Origin of the sequence: Rhizobium sp. 25PS6, from assembly GCF_032464655.1 — a bacterium.
GTDB classification, from domain to species: domain Bacteria; phylum Pseudomonadota; class Alphaproteobacteria; order Rhizobiales; family Rhizobiaceae; genus Rhizobium; species Rhizobium laguerreae.
On record NZ_JAWDIV010000007.1, the window covers coordinates 32,456 to 46,204 of the forward strand.

11 protein-coding genes are annotated in these 13,749 nt (G+C 60.2%); 3 read left to right on the forward strand and 8 right to left on the reverse strand.

What is annotated here, in order from left to right; translation table 11 throughout:
- The first annotated feature begins 32 nt into the window (after positions 1-32).
- Together gmd and fcl are read left to right on the forward strand one after the other, a co-directional pair.
- Entirely contained in the window at positions 33-1,124 is a 1,092-nt protein-coding gene (gene gmd / locus RWK44_RS11850; protein ID WP_131641740.1) for a GDP-mannose 4,6-dehydratase, read from the forward strand.
- A complete protein-coding gene (gene fcl / locus RWK44_RS11855) occupies positions 1,117-2,187 on the forward strand; it encodes a GDP-L-fucose synthase (RefSeq protein ID WP_168282915.1) in 1,071 nt (356 codons plus the stop codon). Before gmd ends, fcl begins: the two co-directional genes overlap by 8 nt.
- 301 nt (positions 2,188-2,488) lie before the next feature.
- On the opposite strand, the gene RWK44_RS11860 is transcribed toward fcl, so the two are convergent.
- From RWK44_RS11860 to RWK44_RS11895, 8 genes are all read right to left on the reverse strand, one after another.
- Complete coding sequence (locus RWK44_RS11860; RefSeq protein ID WP_077979688.1) at positions 2,489-2,833, reverse strand: YkgJ family cysteine cluster protein; 345 nt, start codon at positions 2,831-2,833, stop codon at positions 2,489-2,491.
- Between the two features lie 169 nt (positions 2,834-3,002).
- On the reverse strand, positions 3,003-4,052 hold the full coding sequence (locus tag RWK44_RS11865) for a class I SAM-dependent methyltransferase (protein ID WP_316028832.1): 1,050 nt from the start codon (positions 4,050-4,052) through the stop codon (positions 3,003-3,005).
- 174 nt (positions 4,053-4,226) lie between these two features.
- Positions 4,227-5,285, reverse strand: a complete 1,059-nt coding sequence (locus RWK44_RS11870; RefSeq protein WP_131641743.1) for an alpha/beta fold hydrolase — start codon at positions 5,283-5,285, stop codon at positions 4,227-4,229.
- Positions 5,286-5,498: 213 nt separating this feature from the next.
- Positions 5,499-8,264, reverse strand: a complete 2,766-nt coding sequence (locus RWK44_RS11875) for a glycoside hydrolase family 2 protein (protein ID WP_131641744.1) — start codon at positions 8,262-8,264, stop codon at positions 5,499-5,501.
- A gap of 102 nt (positions 8,265-8,366) precedes the next feature.
- Positions 8,367-9,695 (reverse strand): extracellular solute-binding protein, encoded by a 1,329-nt coding sequence (locus RWK44_RS11880; protein ID WP_131641745.1) that lies wholly within the window; start codon positions 9,693-9,695, stop codon positions 8,367-8,369.
- A gap of 62 nt (positions 9,696-9,757) precedes the next feature.
- Positions 9,758-10,606, reverse strand: a complete 849-nt coding sequence (locus RWK44_RS11885) for a carbohydrate ABC transporter permease (protein ID WP_131641746.1) — start codon at positions 10,604-10,606, stop codon at positions 9,758-9,760.
- Complete coding sequence (locus RWK44_RS11890; protein WP_077979693.1) at positions 10,603-11,493, reverse strand: carbohydrate ABC transporter permease; 891 nt, start codon at positions 11,491-11,493, stop codon at positions 10,603-10,605. Before RWK44_RS11890 ends, RWK44_RS11885 begins: the two co-directional genes overlap by 4 nt.
- Positions 11,490-12,587, reverse strand: a complete 1,098-nt coding sequence (locus RWK44_RS11895; RefSeq protein WP_131641747.1) for an ABC transporter ATP-binding protein — start codon at positions 12,585-12,587, stop codon at positions 11,490-11,492. Before RWK44_RS11895 ends, RWK44_RS11890 begins: the two co-directional genes overlap by 4 nt.
- 147 nt (positions 12,588-12,734) lie before the next feature.
- Between RWK44_RS11895 and RWK44_RS11900 the strand changes: the two genes are divergently transcribed.
- A complete protein-coding gene (locus tag RWK44_RS11900; protein ID WP_261334363.1) occupies positions 12,735-13,733 on the forward strand; it encodes a LacI family DNA-binding transcriptional regulator in 999 nt (332 codons plus the stop codon).
- Positions 13,734-13,749 lie beyond the last annotated feature (16 nt).

Genomic DNA, 13,749 nt, shown 5'->3' on the forward strand with positions numbered 1-13,749 from the left:
TGATTCCGTCGAAATAAATTACGGAGACCGCAGTGAAAAACGAAAATAAAGTCGCGCTGATTACGGGTATAACGGGTCAGGACGGTGCGTATTTGGCCGAATTGCTCCTGGAGAAGGGCTATATTGTTCACGGCCTCAAGCGACGCTCATCGTCTTTCAACACCAGTCGCATCGAGCATCTATACGAGGATCCCCATGTCGAAAATCCTCGCTTTATTCTGCATTACGGGGACATGACCGATTCAACGAACCTCATCCGCGTCGTTCAGGAAACGCAGCCGGACGAGATCTATAATCTCGCCGCACAGAGCCACGTCCAAGTCTCTTTCGAGACGCCGGAATATACGGCTAACGCCGATGGAACCGGCACCCTTCGGCTACTTGAAGCAATTCGCCTCCTGGGTCTGACCAAGAAGACCCGCTTCTATCAAGCGTCCACCTCAGAGCTCTACGGCAAAGTTCAGGAAGTCCCACAGAGCGAAACGACGCCTTTCTACCCTCGATCCCCCTACGCGGCTGCCAAGCTCTACGCCTATTGGATTGTGGTCAATTATCGCGAGGCATATGGCATGCACGCCTCGAACGGCATTTTGTTCAATCATGAAAGCCCGATCCGCGGCGAAACATTCGTGACGCGCAAAATCACCCGGGCGGCGGCTGCGATCCATCTTGGGCTGCAGGAAAGGCTTTATCTCGGCAATTTGGACGCCAAGCGCGACTGGGGACATGCACGAGAATATGTCCGTGGCATGTGGCTGATGCTGCAACAGGACGAACCGGAGGACTATGTCCTTGCGACCGGCGAAACGCACTCGGTTCGTTCCTTCGTTGACAAAGCCTTTGCCCAGGTGGGCATGCCGATTGATTGGCGTGGGAACGGGGTTGAGGAAAAGGGATACGATAAGACATCCGGTCGGTGTGTGGTGGAGATCGATCCGGCTTATTTCCGTCCGACTGAAGTTGATCTTCTGATCGGCGATCCGACGAAGGCGCACACGAAGCTTGGCTGGAAACATGAGACCAGTCTTGATCAGCTGGTTGCAGAGATGGTTCGCGAGGATCTGAAAGTCATGGCACGAAATGTTCCGTCGGTCGGCGCAACCAAAGGTTTTGCCTATGCCTGAGGTGATCTACAGCCTAGCCGGAAAGAGGGTCTATGTCGCGGGCCACCGCGGCATGGTGGGCTCTGCAATCGTCCGACGTCTCGCTTCCGAGGGCTGCGAGATTTTGACGGCCACCCGCGCCGAGGTCGATCTCAGACGGCAGGAGCAGGTGGAGGCGTGGATGAGTAAGCATCGTCCCGACGCTGTCTTCCTGGCTGCTGCGAGGGTCGGCGGTATTCTCGCGAACGCTACCTATCCGGCCGACTTCCTTTACGACAACTTGATTCTCCAAGCGAATGTCATCCACGCCGCCCATAGAGCTCACGTCGAAAAACTGATGTTTCTGGGCTCGTCCTGCATCTATCCGAAATTCGCCGATCAGCCGATCGTTGAGGACTCACTTCTGACCGGATCGCTTGAGCCCACGAATGAATGGTATGCGATCGCCAAAATAGCCGGATTAAAGCTCTGCCAAGCCTATCGCAAACAGCACGGTAGAGATTTCATCTCGGCCATGCCTACCAATCTTTACGGTCCAGGCGACAATTTTGACCTCGGGTCAAGCCATGTCATGCCGGCGCTCATACGCAAGACGCATGAGGCCAAGGTCAACCAGCAGCAAGAGATATGCATCTGGGGTACTGGCACGCCGCGGCGCGAATTCCTGCATGTTGACGATTGCGCCGACGCCTGCCTCCATCTCATGAAGACCTATTCCGCCGAAGGTCATGTGAACGTAGGTTGTGGCGAAGACATTACCATCCTCGAATTGGCATACCTCGTCTCCAAGATCGTTGGTTTCGAAGGCAAGATCACGCGCGACCTCACCAAGCCAGATGGCACGCCACGTAAACTCCTGAGCGTCGACAAGCTTCGCACTCTCGGCTGGTCTCCTAAGATAAGTCTGAAGGAGGGCATCGCAGATGCCTACCGCTCCTTCCTTGAAGGCCATCATCTCGAACGCAGCGACAGAGCTACGTCCGGCGACTTGATCGGTCAAAGCGACATCAGTTTCGAGAAAGCGAAGAGTTCGGCACCGCATGCGCCCACGCTCTCGACCGTTGCGCATCATCCCTCGCCATAGGAAATTTGCACGAGGGATAACAGGGTTTTGTCTCGGGGGACGCATATGCTGGGATGGCGCAAATAATGCAGCCTGTAGAAATCAGGATTGCAGCGCTCATTTTCCTGATAGTCGTGTGGGTGATGATTATCGGTGCGGCAATGGATTTTTTCGCGGTCGAAATGCCGATATCGCTTGTCGCGCTATTAGGCAGATAGTCCACGTCGGATGGCTCCACCGGGCCTTACCTTCGGCTGACTGTCGGACGACAATCGCTGCAGTAAAGTCGACAGGCGAAGAGACGAGCCGGACGGAACCCGCCTCAGTTGATTGGCGGTTCCGCATCGATGTGACCGGGCGGCAAACTTGGCTGACCGAGCCCGAAGAACGCGCGCGCGGTCAAGCATGCGTCATCCCCTGGGACGCAGGCGCGGCAGACGTCAGGCCGAAGATCGTACACTTGACAGGATGTCTCTGAACCGACGCGACCGACCAATGCGGAGCAGCGCGCACCGTCGCAACGCATTCCTTGCTGGTTCGCGGCTACGAAATGCGCCGGCAGCAAATCGAGAGCAGCGTCTGTTTCGGTGGAAAATCTGGGCCAGGTCGGCGAGAAGGAGCAGCAGGCTCCGCAGCCTTGGCAATCGAAATCGATCAATGATGTCATGGCCCGCTCCTACCACACAGCCCGCCAAGAGCAAAGCCTTCGCACGATTTACCGCCGCCGTTGAAGATAGGGCGGCTGGCGTTCTGCTGCAAGCCAGACGCCGCACTCGTCGACTTTCCTGACGAGGCCGGGAATGCGGCGCGGCATTTCCAACGGGAGGCGCGACCTGTCAGGTGGCCTCGAGGATCATGTTGAGGGGCGTCTGGGCTGCACGCCGGATATGAGTGAAACCGCCTGAGCGGATCACCTCGGCCAATCGCCGCTCTCCCGCCTGCGCGCCGAGTGCGAGCCCTGTCTCCTGCGCAAGCGAGGTCGGAACGCAGATCATCGTCGAGGCTGAGTAATAGAGCCGTCCAACCGGATTGATGTTCTCCTCCAGCGTATCTCCGGCCATTGGTTCGACCACCATCCAGACGCCACCCTTTTTTAACGCCTTCCGGATATGAGCCGCAGCGGCTTTCGGGTCGCCCATGTCGTGCAGGCAGTCGAAGCAGGTGATCAGATCGAAATCCCGACCGTCGAAATCCTGCGCACGGCCGACCTCGAAGTTCAGGTTCGTCAAACCGTGTGCCTGGGCGTGCGCAGTCGCAGCGGCAATCGAGCCCGGATGGAAGTCGTAGCCCACAAAGCGGGAATTGGGAAACGCCTGCGCCATCAGGATCGTCGATAACCCGTGCCCACACCCAACGTCCGCCACCTTCGCACCCATCTTCAACCTGTCGGTGACACCGTCGAGCGCCGGCAGCCAGTCCTGCACAAGGGCATTGACATAACCTGGGCGGAATAGCCGCGCGACGGCGCAGAACATGCAGCCGGCCTGATCGCCCCAGGCAACGCCTCGGCCGGTTTTGAAGGCGGACTGCACCTTCGGCTGGTTCTCGACCATCGCAGCAGCGGTATCGAACGCGCCGATCAGATTGACCGGGCTGTCCGGCTCGGCAAACACGAAGGCCTGCTCGGGTGTCAGCGAGAACAGTCCTCGCTCATGGTGCACATAACCCGAGGCGGCCTGTGCCGCCAGCCACTCGCGGACATAGCGAGGTGCGCATCCCGAGGCATCGGCAAGTTCGTCGGCCTTCACCGGCCCGATCTCCTTCAGTGTCCTGTACAGCCCGAGAGCATCTCCGATCCGGACCAGCGGCACGCTGACCGCTCCGCCGAGGTCGCCAAGGACGCGGCCCACGAGTTCATTGAGCGTTGTTTCGTTGATTTCCGTCATGTGAATTCCTCCCGGTGCTCGGATGGCGTCCTGCCATCCGCGATGCCAAGGATGAAGCTTGCCGTCTCGGCGAGCATGAGGCGGTTGTCCCGCGTCTGCGAAGAAATCCACTCCTTGGAGGGACACATGTCCCGTCGGCATCGGAGGAGGTGTCTATCCACCTGCAGAGCGGGACTATCGGGAGAGCGCGACGACGATCGCTTGCGAGCGGCTATGCACGCCGAGTTTGCTGAATATCACCGACAGCTGGTTTCGCACGGTCTTTGCACTCTTGCCAAGCCGTTCGGCGATCGCGCGGTTATCTAGCCCCTCCGCGACAAGGTCGAGAAGGGCGGCCTCGGCGGGTGTCAGACCGGCCTCACTGACCGCGCGCGGCCGCACCGACCGATCCTGCCCGAGAAAGGCAGCAAGTTCCGTTTGAAATACATTCCAAGCGGGCTCGTCCGGCAAGAGCACATGGTTCTTGCTCTCAAGCGGCACGAAGCTCGCGCCCGGAATCGCGGCGGCGAGCTTGCAACCCTGGTCAAACGGCACGCGCATGTCACCGCGGCAGTGTGCGATCAACGTCGGGACGCGCAACATCGCCGCAAGGTCGAGCACGTCGATCCCCTGCATCTGCCAAAGCAGTTGTGCGGCGACGTCGGCCGTTGCCGTTTGCCGCTCGAGATCGCCCCACCAGCGATGCTGTTCAGGCGTGCCGTCGGGGATAAAGAGATTGGTGAAGAACCGGCAAAACGCCGGATTATCGCGTCCCCAGCCGATGCGAACGAAATTGACAAGGGTCTCGGCTTCCAGCCGCTCCGCCTCGGTCTGAGCTCTGGCGCGGGCACCCTGACCGTAGGCGTTCAGAAGCACCAGATGCGATACTCGCTCGGGATACTTGAGGGCATATGCGATAGCGAGCGCGCCGCCCTGCGAAAGACCGAGGAGCACGAAGCGCGGCTCCTCGATCGACGCTGCCACGGCAGCAAGGTCTGCGTGCCACGCTTCGACCGAAAGATCAAAGACATGCCGGTCCGACAGACCGCAGCCGCGCGGATCGTAGCGCACAAACCGGTTGTGGGCGGATAGCGCCTGGAGCCATGGCCGCCACACCGGGCTTTCGAGATCGTAATCGACATGGCTCAGCCAGTGCGCCGCCCGCAGGATCACCTGACCCTGCCCGCAAGACGCCATGGCGATACGGGTGCCGTCCTCGGCGGTAGCGAACCGTATGGTCTGACTGAGTTTCATCGGTCGAGAATATCGCAGCCGAAGATCGCATAACAGACCTATCTCCTACGGGATGATTCTCCTGGAAGACAGTGCAGCCTGGGAGGCTCGCTACGAAGCCTTTCGATCCGTTTCGCCCGCTTCGGGCCATATACTCGACCAGCGACCCGAACCCTCCCGCTAGCGCTTGAGCCAAAGCGAAGTCGCCGCGACCTCTGTTGACTGTCACTGAGCTCACGGTCTAATGGCAAGAGCGAGGAGGCCATCGTAAAGCGCGGTGGCAAGCGGGTCGGCGTCCGGTGCCTCCTGGTGGAGGCGGAAGGTCGTCGCAACCAGCTTACCACGGCCGAGCCGCTTTTCGATGATGAAGGCAGCGGGTTTGTGAACCCAGCCGATGACGACGCCGGCGTGCACGCGACCTTGGAATTCCCAGGGACGGAGGCCGGCCATCACCTGGTGCGGCGCGACGCCGGTGAAGGACAAGTCGAACAGCGGACCGCCCGGCACATGGGCGAAGACACCATCCCGGCGCAACCAGGAAAAGTTGCCGACCCAATCCCCGCGCCAGATCGATTTGTGACGATTGAAGAGATTGTAGCCGGGAAAAGTGAAGTATGGTCCGGAAACCATGCCGCTGGCGCCCGGATCAATTTCGATCGACATCGGGCCATCGCGCGGCGGCGCGTCATCACGCAGACGGCCGGGGTCCTTGTCGACGATCTGCAGCACCCGCTGGCCGGAATGGATTGCCTCGACGCGATCGGCATCGATGTCCTTAGTGACGAAGACATCCGCCTCGTGCAGCGACACGCTGACATGGCCAAGGGCTGACAACCTCTCGGAAATCCCGTCGTCGTGCGAAGCAAAGCGAATGGGGGGCACATCGCGCTTAACGTAGACCGCGAGTGTCTCGGAATTCTGAGACAGCGCGCTTCCATCAGGCGCCACGACCTGGAACCGTGCCTTTTGGATCTCGGGCACCGGCACCGCAGCTGCTGTCGCGGCGATCGGCGCAGTATGAACCTGCATCGGCGCAATAGCCGGCAGCGGTATCTCGCCTTTTTCAGCGCCAAATTCCCAGACGAGGCGGCTGCCTTCGGGCAGTGCTGTTCCGCCGCTCGACACCTTGATGTCGAAACTGGCCGTCTGCCCCTCATAGACGGCGTGGCGGGCAGCACCCGGCGCGATGACGATGTCGGAATTGACGGCCGGTAGCGCTTTGGCGAAGACGCGCGGATTGCGTGCCATGTCCATCAGCCCGTTGCCTTCCCAATGGACATCGGTGAGTTCGGTGATGACATAACCTCCGATCGGCGCGTGCGTTCGGATAACCTCGATCTCGTATTTCAGGTTCATGTATTGATACCACTGCACCTGCTCGATGAACTGGCCGAGATCGCCAAACACTTTCTCAAGAGCGAGTTCGCGGAAACGGGCTTCGATGCCCTGCGGCAGTGCCGTGCCATCCGCCCAGGTGGCACCATAGGCCATCCACCAGGGGTCGCGGCCGTTCTTTTCGCGCAGACGGGCGGGATCGGGCAGACCCCAGACGCCGAACTCGGAGAGAACAAGCGGTTCCTTCCTCGTGCGCACGGCTTCCTTTTCGGTTGAGAAGGTCCAGTCGGCATTGCCTGCGAATTCGCGGCAGAGCGTGTCCCATTCCTCGCGTCGATCCACCGCCGTTCGGTAGAAGTGGAAGTCGTTGATGTCGGTCTTGACGTGAACGTTCGGGAAGCAGGCGGAATTGTCGACAACGAGCCGTAGCGGGTCTTCGACACGCAGCCAGTCGACCATGTCGGAAATCCATTGCCGCTGTTCGGCCGCTTCGCGCAGCCGCGTGCCCCAATCTTCATTGATCAGGGTCCAGATTACGATGGAGGGGTGATTGCCGTCACGGGCGAGAATACCTTCCATGGTCGTGCGCAGGCGCTCGGCGGAGGCCGGGGTGAAGGTCTCGATATTTGGAATTTCGCTCCAGATCAGCATGCCCAGCCGGTCGGCGACCTCGTAATAGCGCGGGTCCGGCACTTTGATGTGGCAGCGCAGACAATTCAGTCCCATTGTCTTGGCCTTGCGCAACTGGTCTTCGAGCAGGTCGAGCGAAGGCGGCGCGCCGAAACCATCGGGATAGTAATCCTGATCGAGCGCGGCGCGCAGATAAAGCGGCTTGCCGTTCAGATGCAGGAAGCCGTCCTTGGCTTCGAAGCGGCGAAAGCCGAAACTTTCCTCCCGGCTGTCGATCTCGACGCCGTCGGCGCTGAGGATCGTTGTGATCGTATAGAGGTTCGGGCTGTCGGGCGACCATGGCGCGACGGCGTCGAGCTGGATCGAATGTTCGAGGGTATTTCCCGCGGCCGGAATGTTTCCGGTAAAGACGGGCATGCCCTGCGGGCCGATGATCTCGATTTTCAGCGAGCCTGCAACCATGCTCGCAAAGCGGGCTTTAAGATCGAGCCTGGCTTCCGGCCAAATCGGGTCGAGGCGAAGCGATGAGATGTGAGCGGGATCGCGGGCCTCGATGAGGACGGACTGCCAGATCCCGCCTTGCGGGCCATACCAGCTCTGCTTGCCATGCGGGATCTCCGCAAAATCGGCGCCACCCTCGTTGCGATGGGCATCCGGCAGGCAGGCCAGGACCTCGACGGTGTTCTCCGCCTTCAACAGAGCGGGTGGAATCACGAATTCGAAAGGAAGATAACCGCCTTCATGGCGGCCGATCTCAGTGCCGTTGATGAAGACGGTGGCCAGATCGCCGACAGCACCGAAGCGGATGGCGATTTGCCGAGCCGACCATTCTGCGGGGAGCGTGAAGATCTTGCGATAGGTTGCCGATCCGAAGCTAACCGCGAGATCCTCGAAACACGCCTGCCAGTGCGCCGGCACCTTTGCATGGCGCCATGCACGATCGGTCTCGTGGCGGAACTCCCAGGTCCCATCAAGGGAAAGTGTTTGGCGGAGCGGCGTGTTCGCTGGGGCGAGCGACTGGGAATAGGCGTTCATCAGTTGTCCTTGGAAGATCGGCTTTTTCGATTGGGGTTCCGGGATACGCACGGCGTGGCGCGTATCCCGGCGGGAGACCACCCCCATGAGGGATTGGAGAAACTAGCGATTGCGACGCAGGACGCGCTCGACGCCGGCCTGCATCGCTTCAACCGTTGCCTGCGGATCGGTGCCTGTCAGCCACATCGCGTTCAAGTCGGTGATCATCGCATTGTAGACCGCACGTTGGTTCTGGATCTGCGGCAGTGACGTGGCATTTTTGGCAGTGTCGGCAAACTCGGCGCGATGCGGCAGGGCCTTGAACTCTTCGGAATTCAGAACCGACTGCCGGGTCGACAAATGGCCGGTGCGCGACCATTGGAAGTTGTTGTCGTTCAGGAACTTGAGGAAGGCGAGAGCGGCTTTCGTCTTGTCTTCGCTGCGATCGCCATCCTGCGGGATGACCCACATATGGCTGTCGGCCCAGACGGACGGCTTGGCGTAGAGTTGCGGCACATTGGCGACGCGATAGTCCTTGAGGGCAACTTTGCCGCTCTTGGCCTGGGTATCGTAGTTGTCGACGCCCCAGGTGCCGTTGATCAGAATCCCGGTTTCGCCGCTGAGGAACGCCTGTTCGGAGCCGGGATAATCCAGCGCCGGGTTGGCAAGACCTTCCGAGAAAATCGATGAGATCAGCTTGGCTGCGTTCAGCCCTTCCGCTGTATTGATGCTGGCCGTCTTGCCGTCGTCGGCGAGGACATCGACGCCCTGCTGCCAGAGAAGCGTGTCGAACAGGCGCACCATCATGCCTTCCGAACTCTGGGCTTCCGAACCGATATAGTACTTGCCGGTCGCTTCCTTGAACTTCCTGCCTTGCTCGAGCAGTTCCTCGGGCGACTTCGGCAGGATCGGCGAGCCGTCTGCGTTCACAAGGCCCGCCTTCTTCATCAGGTCCATGTTGACGTGGAAGAGCAGCGCATGAAGGTCGTATGGGAGAGCATAAATTTCATTCTTGGCGGTAGCGTTCTTCAGCGCCGCCGGTACGAAGTCGCTTGTCTGGATGCCGAGATCGGCAATAGGCTTGGTCAGCGGCGTCAGGAGATCCCGGTCGGAAAAATTCGGCATTATCGAGGCGTGCATGACGGCGACGTCAGGGATGTTGCCGGTGGAATAAGTCGCGGTCAGCAGGTCGTAATAGGCGCCCCATTCGGCCGTCTGGGTGACGACCTTGGCGCCGATGGTGTTTTCTGCGTTGAACTTGTTGGTGAGCGCGGTGATGATGCCACATTCGCCATTGGCCTTGGTCACGTCTGTCATCTCGCCGTATTCGCCTTGGCAATCGCCGAAGAAGCGGAAGAACGAGATGTCGACTGCTTGGGCTGCTCCTCCCCAGAGCGCGGTCATCAGTGTCGTGGCGAGCGCCAGACGTTGCAGCATTTTCGTCTTGTGCATCATATCCTCCTTGCGATGCCGTTGCGAAAAACCCGTCCCGGCATGGCCGGTCGGGCCGGTGCCTATTTGCCGGCGCTCATGGCAACACCTGCCACGATGAAGCGCTGGAAGATCAGAAACAGAAGAACGATGGGCAGGCTGGCAAAGACCGCCGATCCCATCACAGCGCCGATGCCCTCCGAGAAAGCGAAGTTGGTCTGGATCGAGGCAAGGCCGACCGTGACCGTGTACATGTCGGCCTTGGTCGCCGAGACGAGCGGCCAGAGAAAGTCGTTCCAGGCGAAGATGAAGGTGAACAGACCGAGCGTGGTCAGTGCAGGCACGGAGAGCGGCAGCATAATCTTCAGAAAGATCGTCAGCCGTGAGGCGTGATCAATGGCGGCCGCTTCCTCCAGTTCTTTCGGAACGCTGCGGAAGAATTGCATCATCAAAAACACACCGATCGGCACGGCGACGCGCGGCATGACCAGCGCGAAGTGGGTATTATGCAGTCCCCAGCCCGAGACCATCGTGTGCAGCGGAATGAACACTGCCTGCTCGGGCACCATCAGGCCGGCAATCACGAGCATGAACAGCGTCTTCTTGAAGGGGAACTCCAGGCGCGCGAATGCGTAGCCGGCCATAGACGAGACGACCAGAACCATAATCGTCATCGTTACCGAGACGATGAGACTGTGCATCAGCCAGCGCGGCACGGTATCGAGCTTCAGGAGGCCGATATAATTATCGAGCGTGAATGGGACCGGCAGGAAGCCTGCCGTGGAACGCATTAGCTCGGCATTCGGCTTCAGCGACATGGCGACGACCCAGACGACGGGCAGAAGCCAGAGGATCGCAAAGGCGATGGTTGCGGCGAGGATGAGACCGTCCGTGGCGCGGCGCAGGCCGCTTGTACGTGCGCTTGCCATCATTCGTCCCCCCTGCGGCCGAGCCAGAGCTGCAGCATTGTGAAGCCAAGCATCAGGATGAAGAGCCCGAAGGACATGGCCGTGGCGTAACCGACCTGCCAGTCGCGGAAGCTCGTCTCGTAGATGTACTGAACCAGCGTACGCGTCCGATTGGCAGGCCCGCCCTGTGTCATCAGGTGGGCCTGACCGAAAATCTGGAACTGACCGACGATCTGCAGGACCAGAACCAGGAGCACGGTGTGACGGATCGACGGCAGGGTGATGTTTTTCAGGACGCTGAACCGACCGGCATGATCGAGTTCGGCCGCTTCGTAAAGTTCCGGCGGTATCTGGCTTAATGCCGCCAGAAACAGCGCCATGGGGAGGCCGACACCCCACCAAAGCGTCGTCAACGCAATCGACGGCATGGCGAGCGTCGGGTGCCCGAGGAAATTGATGGGCTTGACGCCGATGAGATTGAAGAGCGGCACCAGCAGGCCGTTGTCCGCAGACAGCACCATCGACCAGATCAGCGTCACGACCGATACCGAAAACACGCTCGACATGAAGAACACGGACCGCAGCACACCCTTGAGCCGCCCCTGCCCGAACACGGCAAGAGCCAGCACCAGGGCCAGTGCTGTCATGGTCGGCACGGTCATGGCGACGAAGGCCAGCGTATTGCCCACGGTCTTCCAGAAGATCGTGTCGAACCACATGTCCTCATAGTTGAGGAGGCCGATATATTTCCGGTAGCTGCCGGCAAGCTCCCAGTCGTGGAGACTGATCCACAAGCCCTTGAAGAACGGGTAGACCAGGAACGTGGCGTAGATCACCGCGAAAGGCGCGAGGAAGATGTAAGCGGCGAGTGCATCGCGCCTGCGCGCGGCGGTCAGGCTGCTGGCGCTCATGCTCCATCCACCTCAGAATGCAGGGTGATCGAGACCTTGTTTGCATCGAAGACGTGGCGCGTGCCGGGGCCGATCGCGAACCGGGCGACCGAGCCGATCGAAGGCGCCGCGCCGCCGCGCAGTTCGGAGACGATGGCGGTGCCATCAGCAAGTGTCGCATAGACAAGTTGCAACGAGCCGAGCTGCTCAACGACATCAACGATTCCGCTGAGCGCTCCTTCATCGGCCGGCGACAGGATTTCCGGCCTCAGGCCGATCGTCACCGTGTCGCCTTTGGCGGGACTGGCACGAACCTTGGCAGTAAGGCGGGCATCTCCCGCACAGGCGAGTTCGACCGTTTCGCCGTCGACGGCTGTGACTGTTGCCGGGAGCAGATTGATGCGCGGCGCACCGAGGAAACCAGCCACGAAGGCATTGGCAGGGCGCTCGTAAAGCTCGATCGGCGCGCCGACCTGTTCGATCTGCCCGTCCCTGAGGACCACGATACGGTCTGCCATGGTCATGGCTTCCGTCTGATCGTGAGTCACGTAGATCATGGTTGCGGCGAGGCGGTGGTGGAGCTTGGCGATCTCGGTGCGCATCGAGACGCGAAGAGCGGCATCGAGATTGGAGAGCGGCTCGTCAAATAGAAAGACATCCGGTTCGCGCATGATGGCGCGGCCGATCGCAACACGCTGACGCTGGCCGCCGGAAAGCGCCTTCGGCTTGCGGTCGAGATAAGGCTCAAGCTGGAGGATGGCGGCGGCCTTATCGATGCGTGAGGCGATTTCGGCCCTCGGCGTACCAATATTGCGCAGGCCGAAGGCCATGTTCTCACGAGCTGTCATGTGGGGGTACAAGGCGTAGTTCTGGAAGACCATCGCCACTCCGCGATCGCGGGCAGCCATGTCATTGACCCGGTTGCCGCCGAGCAGGACCTCGCCGCCGGTGATGGTTTCGAAACCAGCGATCATCCGCAGAAGCGTCGATTTCCCGCAGCCGGAAGGTCCGACGAAAACCAGGAACTCGCCGTCGTTGATCGAAAGCGAAATGTCACGGATGACATTCACCGCGCCATAGCTTTTGGACACCCCAGCGAGCTTTACTCCTGCCATGCACTCCTCCCAGAGTGATTAGTTATAAATCACTGGTTATAACTAAAATTATTATCAAGCAAGCCCTCACCGCTTTTGCGTTCGTAAAACTTCGTGCTAAGCGAATAGTCAGTCTTGCAAGGGGTTCGCGTGATCAAAAAGCCGACGATGTCCGACATCGCTGCCGCCTGCGGCGTCTCGCAGGCGACCGTGTCGCTTGTGCTCAACAATGCTCCGGGAACGCGCATATCGCCGGCAACGCGTGAGGCTGTTCTAAGTGCGGCGGCGAGGATGGGTTACAGGACGCAGGCTCGGCGCATCGACCGGCGTCCGCTGATTGCCATGCTCATCAACGAGGTGACAAGTTCGCCTCATGTCGCCGGCTTGATCGACGGAGCCGCAGAGGCGGCAAACGAGCTGGGCTATCTGCTCTCGGTGATGCCGACGGACGCCGACGAGGAGGCAGAGCAGGCAGCTCTCGGCCATCTCGCGACGCTGCCAGCTGCGGGCGTCATCTATGCGCGGCTGATCACGCAGCAAGTGACGCTTGCTCCGCAGCTCGCGCAATGGCCGACCGTACTTTTGAACTGTTATACGGTCGACAAGCCTCTGCCGAGCGTGGTGCCCGGAGACCTGTCGGCTGTCATGAAGGCAACGCTGTCGCTGATCGATGCCGGGCATACGCGCATTGCTTATATCGGTGGCGAGGACGCGATCGAAGCTTCTCGCGAGCGCATCAAGGGTTATCGCCGAGCGTTGACAATGCGCGACATTCCTGTCGACAACCATCTTATCATCAAGGGGCGTTGGACGATTCAGGGAGGCTATGCAGCCTTCAAGCGCCTGCAAGCGCTCGATGACCGGCCGACGGCGATTTGCTGTTTCTGCGACCGCATCGCCATGGGTGTCTATGAAGCCGCAAAGGAAGCCGGCCTGTCTATCCCGCGCGACCTTTCGGTCATCGGTTTCGACAATGAATCCTATTCCGGCGATATGCTGCCGCCACTCACGACGATGCAACTGCCCCATGCCGACATGGCGCGCTATGCCGTCGAGAAACTTGCCGAGATGATCGCCGCGCCGCGGATGCGGCATGACAATCACAAGGTCAAGCTGGAGTGCGAAATGATCGTGCGCCAGTCGGTCGCGCCAATAGACCCCGTATAGGCCGGATGCCAGGGTG

Excerpts from the sequence above, each read along its gene's own strand:
- fcl (WP_168282915.1), top strand. The coding sequence starts at position 1,117 with ATGCCTGAGGTGATCTACAGCCTAGCCGGAAAGAGGGTCTATGTCGCG.
- RWK44_RS11860 (WP_077979688.1), bottom strand. The coding sequence starts at position 2,833 with ATGACATCATTGATCGATTTCGATTGCCAAGGCTGCGGAGCCTGCTGC.
- RWK44_RS11865 (WP_316028832.1), bottom strand. The coding sequence starts at position 4,052 with ATGACGGAAATCAACGAAACAACGCTCAATGAACTCGTGGGCCGCGTC.
- RWK44_RS11870 (WP_131641743.1), bottom strand. The coding sequence starts at position 5,285 with ATGAAACTCAGTCAGACCATACGGTTCGCTACCGCCGAGGACGGCACC.
- RWK44_RS11875 (WP_131641744.1), bottom strand. The coding sequence starts at position 8,264 with ATGAACGCCTATTCCCAGTCGCTCGCCCCAGCGAACACGCCGCTCCGC.
- RWK44_RS11880 (WP_131641745.1), bottom strand. The coding sequence starts at position 9,695 with ATGCACAAGACGAAAATGCTGCAACGTCTGGCGCTCGCCACGACACTG.
- RWK44_RS11885 (WP_131641746.1), bottom strand. The coding sequence starts at position 10,606 with ATGATGGCAAGCGCACGTACAAGCGGCCTGCGCCGCGCCACGGACGGT.
- RWK44_RS11890 (WP_077979693.1), bottom strand. The coding sequence starts at position 11,493 with ATGAGCGCCAGCAGCCTGACCGCCGCGCGCAGGCGCGATGCACTCGCC.
- RWK44_RS11895 (WP_131641747.1), bottom strand. The coding sequence starts at position 12,587 with ATGGCAGGAGTAAAGCTCGCTGGGGTGTCCAAAAGCTATGGCGCGGTG.
- RWK44_RS11900 (WP_261334363.1), top strand. The coding sequence starts at position 12,735 with ATGTCCGACATCGCTGCCGCCTGCGGCGTCTCGCAGGCGACCGTGTCG.